Here is a 19,692-nt window from a genome sequence, read left to right on the forward strand (position 1 = left end):
CTGCATGAGGCTCAAAGAATGCTCCGTATGGCACGAACGGGACTTCGCTTGGATTGCCGGAGAATTCCATGCTGATTGACGTTACCGCAGGTAGCGTGAGGTGAAAGCGCTACCTTAACATCAAGTCCGCACGCCCTCCGGAAGGCACTTTCGTGCCTCTTGCCGGGGGCGACCATCGGCTTGGCCAAGCTTAGGTCGTTACTAGTAAATCCTTGGTCTCCTGAGAGATCACCTGCTGCATACTGGACTTGATAATGTCGCAGCCGGCGGCCAGATGCTCCATCGAGACGGTCAGCGGAGGCATGATCTTCAGCACACAATCTCCTCTGCCGGCTCTTTCAATGATGAGCCCGTTCTCGAAGCTGATATCCGCCACCCGCTTCGCCCCGGTTTCATCCATGAACCCCGAGACGTCAATGCCCCAGATCAGGCCGAGTCCGCGGATGGCGATGGACGGATGTAGAGGCTTAATTTCTTGATCAAGGAACGAGCGCACATATTCTTCCTTCTGCTTCACCTGAGCTTCCAGTTCGGTTCTGTCCCGGAACTCGAGAGCAGCCTTCGCGGCCACAAAAGCCAGCTGGTTGCCGCGGAAGGTGCCGTTGTGCTCGCCCGGCGTCCAGATATCCAGTTCGGGCTTCAGCAGCAGGAGGGACATTGGCAGGCCGTACCCGCTGATCGACTTCGACAGGGTAATGAGATCCGGCTCGATCCCCGCACGTTCGAAGGAGAAGAATTCGCCTGTCCGGCCGCATCCTACTTGAATCTCGTCTGTAATGAGCAGAATATCGTGCCTGCGGCAAATCTGCTGCAGCTCACGTAGCCACTGCGCGTCGACAACGTGAATTCCGCCTTCGGCTTGTACCGTTTCAAGCAGAATCGCGGCCGGCTTGTCGATTCCGGAGTGCGAATCAGTCAGGATATTCTCGATATAACCGAGCGTATCCATTTCTGCGAAAGCCCCGCTCGGGTGCGGCATGAACGTAACTCCGTCCAGAGGAAGCCCCGCCCCTTCTCTCATGGACTTGGAGCTTGTCGCCGACAGACTGCCGAGCGACATGCCGTGGAAGCCACCCATGAATGCGAATATTCCACTTCTCTTCTTCGCCTTGCGTGCGAGCTTCAGGGCCGCTTCCACCGCATTCGTCCCTGTTGGACCGCAGAATTGAAGCTTGTAATTCAGCTTCTTCGGCTCCAGGATCCGCTCGGAGAAGCTCTGGATGAATTCACGCTTGGCCATTGTATACATATCCAGACCGTGCATAATCCGGTCGGAGGTCAAGTAATCGAGAACCCGGTCTTTAATATAATCGTTGTTATGGCCGTAATTGAGTGCCCCGGCACCTGCAAAGAAATCAATATATGCTCTTCCGTCCTCAGAATATAAAAGGTCTCCCTTGGCCCGGTCGAATACCACCGGAAAGCTTCTGCAGTAAGATCTTACGTTGGATTCCAGCTTTTCAAAAATGCTCACTCGCTTCATCCTCCATCGGAATTGGGATAAGGTTGGCTCCATCTTTCTGAACCTTCCTTTCTAAACCTTCTGACGTCATGGAGCAACATATTCTAGGCTGTCATTTTCCACAATTGTTGGTCCCCACATGCCGGCTTGTTGGTAAGCCAGTATACTGGTCTCTCGCACACAGCTTGGATGGGTATAAAAAACCCTACAATTCCATTTATTAGAATAATAGGGAATAAGACCTAGGTTGAATTATATCAAAATTTACAAGAATGTATAGTGAAATTTTTGTTAAATATAGTCATTATATTGTTAAATTTGGTTCATAAAACATTATGTGTTAACATTTTTCGTTAAAAATAGTGAATGGAGAAGAAACGTTGGGCATGATTTGACATCAATCAAGGAATTCGACGAGTGTTGACATTCAGTCATTTAACAGGTAAATTTGGTATATATTCCCTTTAAATATTCTTTGCCGGTGTTCCGATTCCTTGCACTTTGTAATTTTCAACATGATTACCTGACCAATTTCTGAAAGCCTGGCTGGAAACTGGTCACAGCGTCCGCACGGATGGTAGCCGACATCGTTTTGTATCACGCCTTCTTCTCTACGCCTCTGTTAGAGTAAAGGGTAAATATATTCTGCTCCTCCTCGTCAAACCGTAGGTGAGGTTTTCCCTTATACGCTTTCCGATGTCCTTCACTCATTTACATGCAGATTACAATCGCGTTCTGAGTCCGAATTGAACGGTCAATAATTTTACTTCGCGTAATAAGCTTCTTCATCGAGCGCATTGTTGCTTCTTGGCATACCATTTTGTGAGTTGCTGAAAGATGTACCCGTCACGTTCAGTCATCTTCCTTTACCATTCAAATGATCTTTTATGCCCGATCCGCATCCTTCTTGGGGATATATTTGCACTTACGAGTTGCGAAGGTTAATGATTCTCTTTAAGAAGTTGATTACATTCGTGCACGAAGAATATTTCAAATGTGAGAATTACAAAAGGATACTCTTCCTAAGATACTTTATAATCTGATGGATTTTCGTCCAATGAATGACCGCAATTTACAATGAAAAAACACAAATAAGGTGGTTCTAATATTTAGAACCACCCTCCTGAAACATCAAAAAAGTCCTGATGACTTAGAGTCATCAGGACCATTATTTTGTCCATACTTTATTAGTTTACTGAATTCCTTACCTTACTCAACCGTTACACTTTTCGCCAGGTTACGTGGTTTATCTACATCATGACCCAGTGCCAGGGAAGCATAGTATGCCAGCAATTGCAGCGCAACTACAGACAAAGCAGGGCTAAGCAGTGGCAGCGTCTTAGGAATCGCAAACGCTTGGTCTACGGATTTCAGCAATGGTGCTACGTGCTCTTCATACGTAATTGCCAATACATCTGCGCCACGTGCTTTTACTTCCTTAATGTTGCTCACTGTTTTCTCAAGTACGTTCTCCTGCGTTGCCAGGGCAATAACAGGGATACCATCTTCGATCAATGCAAGCGTACCATGTTTCAACTCACCCGCAGCATACGCCTCGGAGTGAATATAAGAGATCTCTTTCAGCTTCAAAGATCCTTCTTGAGCTACTGCATAGTCAAGACCACGGCCAATGAAGAAGAGATGTTCATGTTTGGAGATTTGCTCTGCATATCCTTTAATTGCTTCCGCTTGCTCCAACATGGATTCCACTTGCTCAGGCAATGCTTGCATTGCTGCCAGCGTGTGTTCAATCTCTTCTGCAGATTGAGTACCACGAACTTGTGCAAGGTACAGACCAAGCAAGTTAAACGCGATCAATTGCGAAGTATACGCTTTGGTAGAAGCTACTGCAATTTCAGGACCTGCCAATGTTGCGATAACATCATCTGCATCACGTGCAATGGAGCTGCCCACTACGTTTGTGATTGCCAGTACATGTGCCCCATTGGATTGTGCTTCACGCAATGCAGCAAGCGTATCGGCAGTTTCACCGGATTGGCTCACTACGATTACAAGTGTATCTTTGTGCACGATTGGGGAACGGTAACGGTACTCGGAAGCCACATCTGTTTCAACCGGAATACGTACCAATTGCTCAATCACTGTACGTCCAACCAGACCTGCATGGTACGCTGTACCACATGCAATGATTTGAACGTTACGGATATTTTTGATTTGTTCTTCAGTCATTTTCAACTCAGGAAGTTGAACTTTTTTGCTTTCATTATCGATGCGACCCAGCATAGTATCACGATATGCTTTTGGTTGCTCATGAATTTCTTTCAGCATGAAGTGCTCAAATCCGCCTTTTTCTGCGGTTACAGCATCCCAATCGACACGAATCATTTCCCGAGAAATAAAGTTGCCTTCAATCGTCATCAATTCGACAGCATCATGTGTCAATACAGCCATTTCACCATCATTCAGAATGTACACGTTACGTGTATGCTCCAGAATTGCCGGGATGTCGGAACCAATGAAGTTCTCGCCTTCACCAATACCAATAATCAACGGGCTTGCTTGACGCACAGCTACGAGTTTCTCAGGCTCATGCTCTGTCAATACACCCAGTGCAAATGCGCCACGCAACAGCGTAATCACTTTTTGTACTGTTTTGACGATATCACCATTGTATTCACGTGCGATCAGGTGAGAGATAACCTCAGTATCTGTCTCGGAAGTGAACGTGTGACCTTGAGCCATCAATTCGTCCTTCAGATCCAGGTAGTTCTCAATAATACCGTTATGCACAACAGAGAACTTCTGGCTTCCATCTGTGTGTGGATGAGAGTTCTCATCCGATGGTTTACCATGAGTTGCCCAACGTGTGTGTCCGATTCCGGCATTACCTACCAGTGGTGCACCATCCAGCTTGGCTTCAAGGTTCGCAAGACGACCAAGAGCTTTCGTGATTTGCAGACCTTCCGGTGTGAATACTGCGATACCTGCAGAATCATAACCACGATACTCGAGTTTCTTCAATCCTTCGACCAATACCGACTGAGTGTTCTTATTACCAATATATCCAACAATACCGCACATAATTTATTTCCTCCGTTTGTATATGAATACTGTGTCACGAAGAGAAACAGGCAGAGGCGGCATATCGGAAAAATGAGTGATTGCCTAGCGTTTCATGAATACTTGGTACTTATTCAATTATCAATGATCAGAGCGACCTCGTGTCGCCCCGCTGTCATCATAAGCTGTAATGAATGCAATCATGAATGTACATCATTTTCCCGTCCGCGTACTGTTTACGCTCTTCACGCACATTCATTTGAATTTTAGTTTAACTCTTGCACCTGCACCGGCGCGTTGTGTGGACAGTCACCTATCCATTTTCCGCAATCCGGTTTACGGCTCTGGTGCTTCACCGGGAGGTCCCCGCCGAACAATCCGAACACCTCCACCTCGTCAGCTTGATTGCCGTTGATCTTAATCAGCGTTCTTCAACCTAGAAGAAATCCTGATCAACATCATCCCGCGCAACTCCAAGCTCTGGCGCTTGTATAACTGTAACCTTACGTTCCTCACTTTCTGTGTCTGAATGACGACTCCACTCATTATATGCACGTCAGGTCCATTTTGCAATGGAGCAAAGTACCTGTGACAATTTTAGCATATTTACCTACAATCCCGACCGGATAAACAGACCTATGGTCTCATCAGGCCGGGACGCAGGAATATCCATCTTTAGAGGAAATTCAAAAAGTCCGCTTTTGATTACGAATCATGCCTATTGGCATAATCAGCATCGAATATGAAATTCAGCCGAAATGTCCGTTGCTCACGTAGTTTCCCTACGCTCCGCTACTCCATTTCTATCTTCATTCCATCTTCTCGGTACTGAAAACCAAACTTTTTGAACACGCACTATATGTCCTAAATCCTGTTATATCATACCCTTTATACACAACAATTCCCTTTAGAAAACCGTATGCACATGGGATTTCTTCCGGTCCTATACCAGTTCTTTTTGCACTACATCTGCGATTTGAGACACAAATTGTTCAAGTTCGTCTTTATCTGGTCCTTCCGCCATAACACGGATCAGAGATTCAGTACCTGAAGCACGAACGAGTACACGTCCATTATCCCCGAGTTGTTGTTCTACTGTAGCAATAGCTTGCTCGATTGCAGCATTACCCTCGTATTTGCTCTTATCTTCAACACGCACATTCACCAATACTTGTGGGTACTGGGTCATTAGCGCTTTTAGTTCACTCAGTTTTTTACCGGAAGCCTTGAGCGTATCCACGAGTTGAATCGCAGTCAGCATACCGTCTCCGGTTGTATTGTAATCCAGGAAAATAACATGGCCAGATTGTTCTCCACCCAAGTTGTAACCGCCGCGACGCATTTCCTCCATCACATAACGATCACCTACTGCCGTTTTAGCTGTTTTCAGTGCAAGTTTCTCCGTTGCTTTGTAGAATCCGATGTTACTCATAACGGTCGATACAACAGTACTGTCCTTCAACTTGCCTGCACGATTCATCGCATCACCACAGATACACAGAATGAAGTCTCCATCCACCTCAGCGCCTGTCTCATCAATAGCAATCAGACGATCTGCATCCCCGTCAAAAGCAAGACCCAGATCTGCTTTATGTTTGAGCACTTCTTGTTTCAGGTTCTCTGGATGAGTTGATCCACATTGCTCATTAATATTCAGGCCGTTAGGCTCAGCGCCAATGGCAATGACTTCTGCACCTAGTTCACTGAACAATTTTGGTGCCAGTTCATAAGCTGCTCCGTTTGCACAGTCCAAAACAATTTTAAGTCCAGAGAACGATTCATTTACAGTCGTTTTCAGGAAATCAAGATAACGATAACGGGATTCTTCATCTGTCGTTACAGTACCCAGCCCGCCACCAACTGGCCGTGGCAATTGATCAGTCTCCGCATCCATCAGTTCTTCAATCCGGTTCTCTGTTTCATCAGAAAGCTTGAAGCCATCTCCACCAAAGAACTTGATTCCGTTATCCTCAACCGGATTGTGGGAAGCCGAGATCATCACGCCCGCGTCAGCTTTCAACAAACGTGCAATATACGCCACTCCCGGAGTGGATACCACGCCCAGACGGATCACATCAGCGCCAATGGACAGCAGACCTGCAACCAGTGCGGATTCCAACATCAATCCCGAGATACGAGTATCCATGCCGATAACCACTTTTGGTCTTTCCACACCACCTGCAAGCACGTAACCACCACAACGTCCAATGCTGTAAGCCAGCTCTGCCGTTAACTCTTTATTGGCAACCCCTCTTACACCATCTGTACCAAAATATTTCCCCATGATTTAACTCCTTCTATTCGCATCATATACGAGCACTATTATTATTTTTTTGAGAATTTTAAAATTAGAACGTTTACGGATTCGCGCCACTTTTACTGCCAGTACCGCTGTTATTATTATTTAAATTACCTCGACTGCTTGTGCTCCCCTGTTGACCCTGATCCTGAGTATCCGTATTCGATTCCGTTTCTTCATCATCAGGAACAGGCTCTGTTTCCCCATTTTCAACCTCGGCTGGTGTTGGGTCAGGTGCTACCGTTCCCTCGTCCGTCGGTTCTTCGCCAGGAGTGGTCGTGGTATCTTCAGCCTTTTCGCTAATTTTGACCGTCGCACTCAATGCAGTGGATGATTCATCCAGTTTGGCATAACGGGGCAGGTCGGCTTCAAGCTTGATCTCATGCGTTCCGACCGCAAGTCCAGCAAGATCCCCGGTTAACGTGAGATCATCACTACTCAGACCCTCAAGCATACTTGCTGAGCCTGTAAGTGTGAGGTTCAGACCGCCGCTTCGAGGCGTAACCAGCGTCCCTTCCAGTCCATTCCCCGCACCGGTAAGTGTGATGGGGACGTTCGGAAAGACTTTGGTTGTCTCCTCTGCCTCGTCAAATGGTGATATGGTTACCTTGATCTGAATCGAACTAGGCTCGATTTTCTCAAAACCGGAAGGCGGCGTCAAGTCCACGTTAACTGTCGATGTACCCGACTGATCAAACTGTGTAAGATCAAGGGTTACTTGGTCGTAGGACTGTATACCTGCAAGCGCATCCTCTGATCCATAAACCGAGACTTCTTTCACGTTTGGCTCTACCGTGGAGAGTACCAGGCCTTCCGGAAGCTGTCCCGAATATTTGATTCTTAAGGGTACAGATGTATAGGGCTGATTGACCGGAACTCGGACTTCAACCGTTTGAGGCGTTATAATCGCATTTTCAAGGACCTTGCCTTCAGCATCGTATGCTTGAAGTTTCACTTTTTTCTGTATGACATCTTCCTTGGCATCTTTCACGCTCACACTGCCCTGGACCTTCGCTACAGCCTCGAGTTGCCCTTCGGGCAGAGTTACCTTAACCGGCGTCGAAGGTTCAGTTACGGGCGTTCCAGCGCTGTATCCGGCGGATGGTTCCCCTTCGGGTACAATATTCACATTGAAGGATTTGGTGCCCAATTTTTCTACGTTCACCGTAACCATGGAAGGTTCCATGCTGACCACTTCTACCCCGGAAGGCAAATCAGGTACAAGTGGCAGTGTATTGGACCCATCTTTCACCTGACTCAGATCGACCAGTACCTTGTAATCGTCATTCGTAAAAATCGATGTTAGCATCGAGCGCTGTCCTTTAATCTCCAGCCGGACCTCATCCGTACTTAATGAAGTGAGCACATAGCTGTTGCTGTCTAATCCATAAGGTTGAACAGGCACCGTACGTTCCACAACCTTGTTGGTTGTCCCTGTTGTAATCGTAGGGGTGGTTGGTACTTCATCCAGATGAATCATGAACCAGAGCAACAGGCTCACCGCAAGCGCAAGTATTTTGGCAAAGTTATTATTGTTAAACCACTTATCCATTGTTACGTCCTCCCTTCCGTTTCCAGAAGGTTGTCCAGCCATTCTTTTTCAGATTGGATGTTGGGCGCAACTCCTCATACAGTTTGGCAATCAGCGATTCTTCCTTAATATCACGAACGACCTGTCCATTCATTGCCAGTGACACTTGTCCTGTCTCCTCGGAGACAACCAAACAGATCGCATCTGCAACTTCGGTAATCCCGATTGCTGCACGGTGACGTGTTCCCAATTCCTTACTGATAAAAGGATTCTCTGATAATGGCAAATAACAAGCTGCCGCCGAAATCTGTTTTCCCTGTATAATAACGGCTCCATCATGGAGCGGTGTACTTGGAATAAAGATGTTAATCATCAGCTCCGAGCTGACCAGAGAATGCATCTTAATGCCCGATTCCGTGTAATCGTTCAGACCTGTTTCACGTTCAAATACGACCAAAGCGCCAATTTTACGCCGTGACAAATAATTAACTGACTTAATAATCTCACCAATTAACACGGTTAGTTCTTCATCACTCGCTGCCGCTGAACGTCCAAACAGCTTACCGCGTCCCAATTGCTCCAGACCACGACGTAGTTCCGGCTGAAAGATAATGAAGACCGCAACGACACCAAACGTAAACATCTGGTTCATTAACCATTTGAGCGTATACAAGTTTAGCCACGTACTTAATGCCCAGATCAGCACAAGGAACAGAATCCCTTTTAGGAGCTGAACCGCACGTGTCCCCCGCACAAGCAAAATCAGTTTGTACATAATATAGGTAACGATCAATATATCGATAACGTCCTTAATGGACTCTGTCCACGTTAAGTCAGCAAAATAATTCATAAGCCAGCCCCCGCTATCCCCATTGATGAGTAAACCCTGATCTCATATTAACCCATTAGGATTTTATATAATCCTTTGTCTCCGCATTTTTGCATTATTTGATTTGTGCAAAATGCTTATCTATATGTAGTAGTATGTTCTCTTTAGTATCTAGGTTATAACGTTAACGTTCAGGTTGCAAGTTACGGCAGTCTCAAACTGCACATAAACATCACATTTACCATTAATTACAAAGTTTGCGTATAAAAAAAGAGTACCCCATGCAATCTGGAGGTACCCTGCTTGGTATATACCATTGAAGAATTTTACCCTGTTCTAGCGATAAGCCACTTCATTTACCATATTGGTTATTTTGTACCAGAACCAGTCCAGCGCCTGATCAATACTTTTCACCTGACCTGAAATATGCGCCGTTGAAGCCTGAAACAGTTGTCCGTCGATAACCGTCAGATTGCCGTTCACATCACCATATACTTGTGCGGTTCCATTTTCTATCGTAAGATCGCCAGCAATTGACTTACCTTCAGGAACAATAACCGTGTTACCCTGAATCACGATCTGGTCCAGATTATTTCCCTTAACAACCATTTCGTTATTCTGATTCCAGAAATTCAAGGCGCTAAAGAGCATCACGACCAAAAAGAAGGCTGCCGCCGTCAGCGCGGGATGTCCTTTGACCCATTTGAGCCATGCTTGCTGTCTCTTGGGCTGGGGCAGAGCATTCATAATTCGATTGGTCAGCTCATCAGAGGCAGACGGTGAATAGTGTTTCATGGCAAAGAGTAACATTTCCGTCTGTTCCAACTCTTTAAAGCGCATGCGACAATCCGGACAGATCACAAGGTGACTTTTCAGTTCAACCTTCTGGGCCGGGGACAACGACTCATCCAAACATTCATGCATTAAAGAGACGGCCGAGTTGCAATCCATATGAGAGCCAATCCTTTCTTAAATCACTTAGTCCATGTGCCATTAAAAAGCACGCATAAGACTTGCATACATTACATACGCATCCGTTTCGGATATGTTTCAAATAATTTCGCCCATATTTAAAGGCGCTTAACATTTATAACTTATACTCCAATTTTTTACGTAGAAAATCACGGCCCCGATGAACGCGTGTCTTGATCGTTGTTACGGGCATACCTGTCACATCACTGATTTCCTGTAGCGACAAGTCCTGTAAATATCTCAGAATCATAACGGACTTATACTTGGCTGGCAAACTGTCAATGGCCTCACGAATGAGTGTCTGCGTTTCTGACAGGAGAGCTTCACTCTCCGGTGTACGATCATCACTCGGGAGCATCGCATAACCATCAGATCCTTCCTGATCATTCAGTTCAGCATCCAATGAGTATGAAGGTTTCTTTCTGCGCAGTCGGTCAATACACAGATTCGTTGCGATCCGGTAGATCCAGGTTGAGAACTTCTGGTTCGGATCGTACTTCTCCATATTACGAAACACACGCAAAAACGTCTCCTGCACAACGTCTTCAGCTTCATGACGATTGTTCAGCATCCGGTATGCCAAATGAAATAGCTTGTCCTTATATAGTTCAACGATTTCTGCAAAGGCTCTCTGGTCGCCCTTGAGCACCAGTTTAATAAGCCTATTCTCCAAATTGTCCACCCTTATTCCCCCAGACATGCTGATGGGTCTTCCGTCTTCTGATACCCGTCCACACTTGTAATTCACCAATCAAATCGTAAATCAACTTTGGTCAAAAATCAAGACTGTATGACAAATATCCGCCAAAAACAGTAAAAACGGGAACTCCCGCAGGAGTCCCGTTTCATCTCTTACTCCGTAGAGCAGAGAATGGAGCTTTTTAGTTAACAAAGTAATGGGTACTTTGTTACATATAATTATTCAAATGCAGCAGTTCAATCATCAACCTGTGTTACGCAGTCCTGCAGCGATGCCATTGATTGTCAGCAACACTTCTCTGAGCAGTTCTGTATCATCCTCACCACGTTCACGCATATCTCTGAGCTCGCTCAGAAGTTGAACTTGCATGTAGGACAACGGATCTACATAAGGGTTACGAAGGCGAATGGATTCTTGAATAACCGGTACATCATCCAGAATTTCAGCTTCTCCGGTAATTTTCAGAATCAGCTCTTTTGTGAGCTTGAATTCGGCTTCAATCTGACCGTAGATGCGATCACGGGCTTCCTTGTTCGAAGTCATGGCTGAATATTCTTTGGCAATGACCAGATCTGCCTTAGCTACGGCCATCTGTACCGTATCAATTAATGTACGGAAGAATGGGAAGCTTGCATACATTTCTTTCAGGACAACCAGATTTTCCTCTTTATCCTGATAGTAACTTTGCAATCCTGTTCCTGCCGCATACCATGCCGGAAGCAGATAACGACTTTGAGTCCAGGCGAATACCCAAGGGATCGCTCTCAGATCTTCAAACTTATCACTATTTTTACGCTTGGATGGACGGGAACCAATATTCAGCTCACCAACCTCCGGAAGCGGCGTTGATTCTTTGAAGAAGGTGAAGAAGTCTGGATCACGGAAAATCAGATCCTGATATTTCGTCAGAGATACTTCCGAAATCTCTTTGATGATGCTGTCCCAATGACGTTCGGATGCTGACTCTTGCGGCTCAAGCCCATTAAGTGCTGCTGTGATTAGAGCCGAAGTTGCCTGCTCCAGACTGCGGTATGCAATCCCCTGAAGGGAATAACGGGAAGAAATAACCTCTCCCTGCTCCGTAATCTTGATGCCCCCACCAATCGTATGTGGTGGTTGAGCAAGAATACTGCGGTTGAGTGGCATGCCGCCACGTCCAAGAGCCCCGCCACGTCCATGGAAGAACTTCAGCTTAACGCCGTGTTCATTACCTACAGCCGTGATGGCATTCATTGCTACACGCAATTCCCAGTTTGCTGTAACCACGCCGCCATCCTTGTTACTGTCTGAATAACCAAGCATGATTTCATGCAGTTCATTCCGTCCTTTTACGCTTGCGCGGTATACAGGAAGGTTGAACAGCTTCTGCATAATGTCCGAAGCCGCATGTAGATCATCAATCGTTTCAAACAGCGGTACCGCTTGAAGTGTAGATACAACGTCACCGTTGTGACCTTTGGTGAATAAGCCCACTTCTTTGGCAAATACCATAACCTCCAGCAAATCACTTGCGCCCTGCGTCATACTGATCAGGTAACTTGTGATACAGCCGTTCCCAAATTCGTTCTGGGCACGCTTGATGGTACGGAAGACATCCAGACACTCTTTGGTTCCCTCCGTGTATTGGTGATAAGGAGAAGTAAGTGGACGTGGATCATCCAGCAAACGAGCAAGCAGATCGATTTTACCGTCTTCAGTCAGACGCGCATAATCCTCTACAATGTTCATTTTCGCCAAAATCTCAGACATCGCATTTTCATGTTCCTTACTGTGCTGACGCACATCCAATGCTGCGGTATGGAAACCAAACAACTCGACTTGACGAATCATTTTGCGAATGGTCGTATCTGCTACGTAATCGGCAAAATGATGGCGCAGACTTCGATCAATAATCATCAGTTCATCAATCAAATCCTGTGCGCTATGATAACGGTCAGGCTGACCTAATTTGTTTTCATCCAGTACATTGTTCAGCTTGGCAATCATATAAGCCAATTTGATGCGGTATGGCTCTTTTTCATTCCGCCAGATATCCACTTTTTTCAATGTAACAGAATTACGATCCTGCTCAATCGACTGCACCAGCTCATCCGATACATGAATGATGTTTGTGCTGAAGCTGAGATGGCCCATAAGTTCAATCATAATCCGTTGGTATTCACGCAAAGCAAGCTTGCGTTGCATCAACAGTGTCTGCCATGTTACATCTGAAGTTACCGAAGGATTTCCATCCCGGTCTCCACCGATCCAGGAACCGAACCGCAAATACGTCGGCACATGCCAGTCATGGTCAGGATAAAATTTGTTCAGGCAGCGTTCCAGCTCCTGATATACATCCGGAAGTACGTGGAACAACGTTTCATGAAAGTAATACATCCCGTTCCGCACTTCATCAAGCACAGTCGGTTTGCGGTCGCGAAGTTCATCTGTCTGCCAGAGTGTAATAACCTCATTCAGCAGCTTCTCACGCAACTGTTCACGTTCACGCAACGTCAGCGTAGGATTATCAAGTGACATGACATCTTCGGATATCCGTTTATGAATGTCCAGAATAACCCGGCGCATAGCTTCGGTTGGGTGAGCTGTCATAACGAGTTCCAACGACAAATCGTCGAGAATCTCTTCCACCTCTATATGAGACAGTCCACGTTCCTTAAGATCCTGTACTGCTTTCTCAATCGATCCTGGCTGCACAGCGTCCCCAGCAGAACGTTCATAATCCCGTTTACGCCGGATCCGATGGTTTTGTTCAGCAATATTAACTAATTGAAAATAAATAGCGAAAGCCCGAATAACCTGGTGACGATTGTCCGAGTCTAATTCCTGGATCATCGTTTTGAACTCTGCATAGAGTTCTGGCAGAAATTCTGCACGTAACGATTTGCTCGTTTCCCGAATCTTCTCAACGATATCTAGAAGCTCCGTGCCGCCTTGATGGACAAGAACTTCTCCGAGTATATTGCCCAGGAACCGCACGTCTCGCCGAAGCAGGTTGTTGGATTGGCTTTTGCTGGCGGTTACCATAGTTTCAGTCATGCTTATCCTCCCATCTGATCGTTCCATTCGTACACGTAAATTTGACACCTTCATAACATCATACAATAAAATGGTACGAAAATCTTTATTTTTCTACTAGAAAAAATGGGGATTATCCCCGATTTACAGCACAAAAACACGCTTTTTTATTCATTTTCTTGTTCTGCTTCAATTAATGGTCATATACTGTCGCATGATACCTTTTTCACGTACTTTAGATAAATCAAAAGTCTCATACCTATTCTTAAAAACTCATAAATATACAGTTCTTTTAGATATGATCCCATGTACCTGATATTAAGGTTAAACCGCATAATTTCATTGTTTGAGAACAGATGATATACAAAGAAACATGACCGGCAAAGCAAGCTTTTGTATACTTTACCACAGTGACGCAATAAATTAAAGGTGTAATTATAATTTTCTTCCCACTACAGTCTGCTTACTAGGCAAGTTTCTTATGTATGTTGTTATTCAATTGGACTCAAAGGTATATCTTAACAGACTTTTTCTACATATTGTACTTGTCTTCTTGGGCAGATTAATCTGTAGCTCTTACTAAAAAGGAGGAATCCACATGATGAAGAAAGGTACAACAATTATTGCTTCCGTGCTTCTGGTGGCCGCGATGGCTGGCCCTGCTGCTGCTGATGGTCATATGTCCAAAGGAATGGATACAACCGGCTCACGTGTCCGGTCTTATCAGGACACCAACTACATGGACCGCACAAACACTAATTCTAACATGAATATGAACATGGATGGAAACTACCGCAACAATGGTGACTATCGTACCAACAATGTTCGGGCAAACGCCACAACAACCGACCGTGACAACGGCATGGATTGGGGCTGGCTTGGTTTGTTGGGACTGCTTGGATTAGCGGGCATGCGTAAAAGAGTGACGGATCGCAACGAACGTTAAATTGTACTCACGTCACTATACAATAGCTGCTACGTCTTAGAAGCAGCTCATCCACAGAGGTAAACAGAAGAGCCAAGACCCCTTTACTATTAAAATAGGGAGGTCTTGGCTCTTTTTTAAATAAACCTGTATTATACTTTACATAAATTATAATATAAAATAACTGCTGATTATTTCGTTAAATAAAATAAAAAAGCCTCTGCATCTGCAAAGGCTCTTTCATTATATTCTGTAAGCGGGTGATGGGAATCGAACCCACGCTATTAGCTTGGAAGGCTAAAGTTCTACCATTGAACTACACCCGCGTAAACAAAAATCGGGATGACACGATTTGAACATGCGACCCCCTGGTCCCAAACCAGGTGCTCTACCAAGCTGAGCTACATCCCGATACTAAAAAAATAATGGCGCGCCCTGAGAGATTCGAACTCCCGGCCTTTTGATTCGTAGTCAAACGCTCTATCCAGCTGAGCTAAGGGCGCAAAAATATTGGAGCGGAAGACGGGAATCGAACCCGCGACCCTCGCCTTGGCAAGGCGATGCTCTACCGCTGAGCCACTTCCGCAAATAAAGGATGCGCGTGGAGGGACTTGAACCCCCACGTCAAAGACGCTAGATCCTAAGTCTAGTGCGTCTGCCAATTCCGCCACACGCGCATATGATGGTGAGTCATGAAGGGCTCGAACCTTCGACACCCTGATTAAAAGTCAGGTGCTCTACCAACTGAGCTAATGACTCATACTAAAATGGCTGGGGATATAGGATTTGAACCTATGCATGACGGAGTCAAAGTCCGTTGCCTTACCGCTTGGCTAATCCCCAATAAAAATATGGTGGAGGCTGAGGGGATCGAACCCCCGACCCTCTGCTTGTAAGGCAGATGCTCTCCCAGCTGAGCTAAGCCTCCAACTATATGACCCGTAGGGGATTCGAACCCCTGTTACCTCCGTGAAAGGGAGGTGTCTTAACCCCTTGACCAACGGGCCCCATTTCCAAAGCTCTCAACCGGGATCGAACCGGTGACCTCATCCTTACCATGGATGCACTCTACCTACTGAGCTATGAGAGCAAATGGCTCCCCGAACAGGGCTCGAACCTGTGACAACTCGATTAACAGTCGAGTGCTCTACCAACTGAGCTATCAGGGAATAATATGCATTTGCAGGGCAAATGCAATTCATCGTACAACGTCCACATGCAGAGCCTGTTTTCTATGTATGATGAAAGAGTTCGCTTGGCGGCGTCCTACTCTCCCAGGACCCTGCAGTCCAAGTACCATCGGCGCTAGAGGGCTTAACGGTCGTGTTCGGGATGGGTACGTGTGGAACCCCTCCGCCATCGCCACCAAACGCAACGCTTAGCTTACATTTCAGAGATCGTTCTCTGAAAACTAGATTCGAAACGAAACATGCGAATTACAACTTGCTAATTGGATAAGCCCTCGACCGATTAGTACTGGTCAGCTCCATGCATTGCTGCACTTCCACCCCCAGCCTATCTACCTCGTCGTCTTCAAGGGGTCTTACATACTGGGAAATCTCATCTTGAGGGGGGCTTCACGCTTAGATGCTTTCAGCGTTTATCCCGTCCGTACATAGCTACCCAGCGGTGCTCCTGGCGGAACAACTGGTACACCAGCGGTACGTCCATCCCGGTCCTCTCGTACTAAGGACAGCTCCTCTCAAATTTCCTACGCCCACGACAGATAGGGACCGAACTGTCTCACGACGTTCTGAACCCAGCTCGCGTACCGCTTTAATGGGCGAACAGCCCAACCCTTGGGACCTACTTCAGCCCCAGGATGCGATGAGCCGACATCGAGGTGCCAAACCTCCCCGTCGATGTGGACTCTTGGGGGAGATAAGCCTGTTATCCCCAGGGTAGCTTTTATCCGTTGAGCGATGGCCCTTCCATGCGGTACCACCGGATCACTAAGCCCGACTTTCGTCCCTGCTCGACTTGTAGGTCTCGCAGTCAAGCTCCCTTATGCCTTTGCACTCTTCGAATGATTTCCAACCATTCTGAGGGAACCTTTGGGCGCCTCCGTTACTCTTTAGGAGGCGACCGCCCCAGTCAAACTGCCCACCTGACACTGTCCCCGCACCGGATTACGGTACCAGGTTAGAACCTAGATACGATCAGGGTGGTATCCCAACGTTGCCTCCACACAAGCTGGCGCTCATGCTTCAAAGGCTCCCACCTATCCTGTACAGATCGTACCCAAATTCAATATCAAGCTGCAGTAAAGCTCCATGGGGTCTTTCCGTCTTGTCGCGGGTAACCTGCATCTTCACAGGTATTAAAATTTCACCGGATCTCTCGTTGAGACAGCGCCCAAGTCGTTACGCCATTCGTGCGGGTCAGAATTTACCTGACAAGGAATTTCGCTACCTTAGGACCGTTATAGTTACGGCCGCCGTTTACTGGGGCTTCGGTTCACAGCTTCGGATTGCTCCTAACCACTCCCCTTAACCTTCCAGCACCGGGCAGGCGTCAGCCCGTATACTTCGCCTTACGGCTTCGCACAGACCTGTGTTTTTGCTAAACAGTCGCTTGGGCCTTTTCACTGCGGCCCCCTCGTGCTATTCACACTACCGGGGCACCCCTTCTCCCGAAGTTACGGGGTCATTTTGCCGAGTTCCTTAACGAGAGTTCTTCCGCGCGCCTTAGAATACTCTTCTCGCCTACCTGTGTCGGTTTGCGGTACGGGCACCATCACCTGGCTAGAGGCTTTTCTTGGCAGTGTGAGATCATGACCTTCGCTACTATAATTTTCGCTCCCCATCACAGCTCAGCCTTACAATGTGCGGATTTGCCTACACATCAGCCTTACTGCTTAGACGGACATCCATCAGTCCGCGTCACTACCCTACTGCGTCCCCCCATTGCTCATAACGGCTTACGGTGGTACAGGAATTTCGACCTGTTGTCCTTCGACTACGCCTTTCGGCCTCGCCTTAGGTCCCGACTTACCCTGAGCGGACGAGCCTTCCTCAGGAACCCTTAGGCTTTCGGCGGATCAGATTCTCACTGATCTTTTCGTTACTCATACCGGCATTCTCACTTGTATAATGTCCAGCGCTCCTTACGGTACACCTTCAACCCTTATACAACGCTCCCCTACCCCTGATGCAAAGCATCAAGCCATAGCTTCGGTGGTGTGTTTAGCCCCGTTACATTTTCGGCGCAGAGTCACTCGACCAGTGAGCTATTACGCACTCTTTCAATGATGGCTGCTTCTAAGCCAACATCCTGGTTGTCTGTGCAACTCCACATCCTTTCCCACTTAACACACACTTGGGGACCTTAGCTGATGGTCTGGGCTGTTTCCCTTTTGACAATGGATCTTAGCACTCACTGTCTGACTCCCGGAAGTAAGTCTATGGCATTCGGAGTTTGACTGAGCTTGGTAACCCTTGCGGGCCCCGCACCCAATCAGTGCTCTACCTCCACGACTCTGTTTTCCGAGGCTAGCCCTAAAGCTATTTCGGGGAGAACCAGCTATCTCCGAGTTCGATTGGAATTTCTCCGCTACCCCCACCTCATCCCCGCATTTTTCAACATGCGTGGGTTCGGGCCTCCAGTGCGTGTTACCGCACCTTCACCCTGGACAGGGGTAGATCACCCGGTTTCGGGTCTACGTCCACGTACTAAGTCGCCCTATTCAGACTCGCTTTCGCTGCGGCTCCGGCTCTTCACCTTAACCTTGCACGGGAACGTAACTCGCCGGTTCATTCTACAAAAGGCACGCCATCACCCCTAAAACGGGCTCTGACTTTTTGTAAGCACACGGTTTCAGGTTCTATTTCACTCCCCTTCCGGGGTGCTTTTCACCTTTCCCTCACGGTACTGCTTCACTATCGGTCGCTAGGAAGTATTTAGCCTTGGCAGATGGTCCTGCCGGATTCATACGGGGTTTCACGTGCCCCGCACTACTCGGGATCCGTCTCGGAGGGAACCAACTTTCAACTACAGGGCTTTTACCTTCTTTGGCGGGCCTTTCCAGACCTCTTCGCTTAACCGGTTCCTTTGTAACTCCATGTGAGACGTCCCACAACCCCAAAGAGCAAGCTCTCTGGTTTGGGCTTCTCCGCGTTCGCTCGCCGCTACTGACGGAATCACTATTGTTTTCTCTTCCTCAGGGTACTTAGATGTTTCAGTTCCCCTGGTATGCCTCTACACAACCTATGTATTCAGTTGTGAGTAACTGGAAATTACCCCAGCTGGGTTTCCCCATTCGGACACCCCCGGATCAAAGCTTGCTTACAGCTCCCCGAGGCAGTTTCGTTGTTCGCCACGTCCTTCATCGGCTCCTAGCGCCTAGGCATCCTCCGTGTGCTCTTAGTAGCTTAACCATTTTGTTCCGGTTTCGGTCGCTCGCTTCCCTTGTTTTGCTTGCGCAAAGCCAAAAGTCGCTCTCACCCGATACCATCACAAAAGCAATTTGACTACCGTTTTTATTAAAACTTGTTTAACACAAGTTCAGCTAAAAAGGAATGTTCTAATTCGCGTTTGTTTCGTTTCGATATCTAGTTTTCAAAGAACAAACTTGTAAGACTTTTTTGGTGGAGCCAAGCGGGATCGAACCGCTGACCTCCTGCTTGCAAGGCAGGCGCTCTCCCAGCTGAGCTATGGCCCCATATAAAGTTTAAAGGTATAGATGGTGGGCCCTGGTGGACTCGAACCACCGGCCTCACCCTTATCAGAGGTGCGCTCTAACCAACTGAGCTAAGGGCCCACATTATATATACTATTTGAACCCAAAATGGGTTACGCTTGGCGGCGTTCTACTCTCCCAGGACCCTGCGGTCCAAGTACCATTGACGCTGAAGGGCTTAACGGTCGTGTTCGGGATGGGAACGTGTGGAACCCCTTCGCTATCGCCACCAAACGTTTGAGAGTTTGAGCTCTCAAAAC

9 protein-coding genes, 13 tRNA genes and 3 rRNA genes are annotated in these 19,692 nt (G+C 47.0%); 1 reads left to right on the plus strand and 24 read right to left on the minus strand.

Annotated elements, in window-relative coordinates; genetic code table 11:
• Positions 1–190: 190 nt before the first annotated feature.
• The 8 genes from ectB to ppc form a co-directional block, all read right to left on the minus strand.
• Positions 191–1,474 (minus strand): diaminobutyrate--2-oxoglutarate transaminase, encoded by a 1,284-nt coding sequence (gene ectB / locus NSQ20_RS27880; RefSeq protein WP_036614038.1) that lies wholly within the window; start codon positions 1,472–1,474, stop codon positions 191–193.
• Positions 1,475–2,671: 1,197 nt separating this feature from the next.
• Positions 2,672–4,504: a glutamine--fructose-6-phosphate transaminase (isomerizing) gene (gene glmS / locus NSQ20_RS27885; protein ID WP_036614040.1), complete on the minus strand. Its 1,833-nt coding sequence runs from the start codon at positions 4,502–4,504 to the stop codon at positions 2,672–2,674.
• 922 nt (positions 4,505–5,426) lie between these two features.
• The gene (glmM, locus tag NSQ20_RS27890; protein WP_017692121.1) at positions 5,427–6,767 is read right to left on the minus strand and encodes a phosphoglucosamine mutase; all 1,341 of its coding nucleotides are present in this window, start codon (positions 6,765–6,767) and stop codon (positions 5,427–5,429) included.
• 73 nt (positions 6,768–6,840) lie between these two features.
• Positions 6,841–8,334, minus strand: coding sequence for a CdaR family protein (locus NSQ20_RS27895; protein WP_051447345.1), 1,494 nt, complete (start codon positions 8,332–8,334; stop codon positions 6,841–6,843).
• The gene (gene cdaA, locus NSQ20_RS27900; protein WP_340031250.1) at positions 8,327–9,163 is read right to left on the minus strand and encodes a diadenylate cyclase CdaA; all 837 of its coding nucleotides are present in this window, start codon (positions 9,161–9,163) and stop codon (positions 8,327–8,329) included. Before cdaA ends, NSQ20_RS27895 begins: the two co-directional genes overlap by 8 nt.
• Positions 9,164–9,478: 315 nt before the next feature.
• Complete coding sequence (locus tag NSQ20_RS27905) at positions 9,479–10,093, minus strand: zf-HC2 domain-containing protein (RefSeq protein WP_036614042.1); 615 nt, start codon at positions 10,091–10,093, stop codon at positions 9,479–9,481.
• A 136-nt stretch (positions 10,094–10,229) separates the two neighbouring features.
• A complete protein-coding gene (gene sigW, locus NSQ20_RS27910; RefSeq protein ID WP_036614044.1) occupies positions 10,230–10,796 on the minus strand; it encodes an RNA polymerase sigma factor SigW in 567 nt (188 codons plus the stop codon).
• A gap of 261 nt (positions 10,797–11,057) precedes the next feature.
• On the minus strand, positions 11,058–13,850 hold the full coding sequence (gene ppc / locus NSQ20_RS27915) for a phosphoenolpyruvate carboxylase (RefSeq protein WP_036614045.1): 2,793 nt from the start codon (positions 13,848–13,850) through the stop codon (positions 11,058–11,060).
• Positions 13,851–14,427: 577 nt separating this feature from the next.
• Between ppc and NSQ20_RS27920 the strand changes: the two genes are divergently transcribed.
• A complete protein-coding gene (locus NSQ20_RS27920) occupies positions 14,428–14,775 on the plus strand; it encodes a WGxxGxxG family protein (RefSeq protein ID WP_036614046.1) in 348 nt (115 codons plus the stop codon).
• A 234-nt stretch (positions 14,776–15,009) separates the two neighbouring features.
• Here the strand turns inward: NSQ20_RS27920 and NSQ20_RS27925 are convergent.
• The 16 genes from NSQ20_RS27925 to rrf (NSQ20_RS28000) all read right to left on the minus strand — a co-directional run bounded on the left by NSQ20_RS27925 (position 15,010) and on the right by rrf (NSQ20_RS28000) (position 19,666).
• Positions 15,010–15,080 (minus strand) — tRNA-Gly (locus NSQ20_RS27925).
• An 11-nt stretch (positions 15,081–15,091) separates the two neighbouring features.
• Positions 15,092–15,165: transfer RNA gene (locus NSQ20_RS27930), tRNA-Pro, on the minus strand.
• A gap of 15 nt (positions 15,166–15,180) precedes the next feature.
• Positions 15,181–15,257: transfer RNA gene (locus tag NSQ20_RS27935), tRNA-Arg, on the minus strand.
• A gap of 8 nt (positions 15,258–15,265) precedes the next feature.
• Positions 15,266–15,340, minus strand: a tRNA-Gly gene (locus tag NSQ20_RS27940).
• 10 nt (positions 15,341–15,350) lie between these two features.
• Positions 15,351–15,431 (minus strand) — tRNA-Leu (locus NSQ20_RS27945).
• A gap of 6 nt (positions 15,432–15,437) precedes the next feature.
• Positions 15,438–15,513: transfer RNA gene (locus tag NSQ20_RS27950), tRNA-Lys, on the minus strand.
• Positions 15,514–15,522: 9 nt separating this feature from the next.
• Positions 15,523–15,597, minus strand: a tRNA-Gln gene (locus NSQ20_RS27955).
• A 9-nt stretch (positions 15,598–15,606) separates the two neighbouring features.
• A tRNA-Val gene (locus NSQ20_RS27960) sits at positions 15,607–15,682 on the minus strand.
• Positions 15,683–15,689: 7 nt separating this feature from the next.
• Positions 15,690–15,761 (minus strand) — tRNA-Glu (locus NSQ20_RS27965).
• Between the two features lie 10 nt (positions 15,762–15,771).
• Positions 15,772–15,844 (minus strand) — tRNA-Thr (locus NSQ20_RS27970).
• Positions 15,845–15,847: 3 nt separating this feature from the next.
• Positions 15,848–15,923: transfer RNA gene (locus NSQ20_RS27975), tRNA-Asn, on the minus strand.
• An 84-nt stretch (positions 15,924–16,007) separates the two neighbouring features.
• Positions 16,008–16,124, minus strand: a 5S ribosomal RNA gene (gene rrf, locus NSQ20_RS27980).
• 80 nt (positions 16,125–16,204) lie between these two features.
• Positions 16,205–19,130: ribosomal RNA gene (locus tag NSQ20_RS27985) — 23S ribosomal RNA — on the minus strand.
• A 208-nt stretch (positions 19,131–19,338) separates the two neighbouring features.
• Positions 19,339–19,414 (minus strand) — tRNA-Ala (locus tag NSQ20_RS27990).
• Between the two features lie 22 nt (positions 19,415–19,436).
• A tRNA-Ile gene (locus NSQ20_RS27995) sits at positions 19,437–19,513 on the minus strand.
• 36 nt (positions 19,514–19,549) lie between these two features.
• A 5S ribosomal RNA gene (gene rrf / locus NSQ20_RS28000) occupies positions 19,550–19,666 on the minus strand.
• Between the last annotated feature and the right edge of the window lie 26 nt (positions 19,667–19,692).

The sequence above is a fragment of the Paenibacillus sp. FSL K6-1122 genome (assembly GCF_037977015.1).
GTDB classification, from domain to species: domain Bacteria; phylum Bacillota; class Bacilli; order Paenibacillales; family Paenibacillaceae; genus Paenibacillus; species Paenibacillus amylolyticus.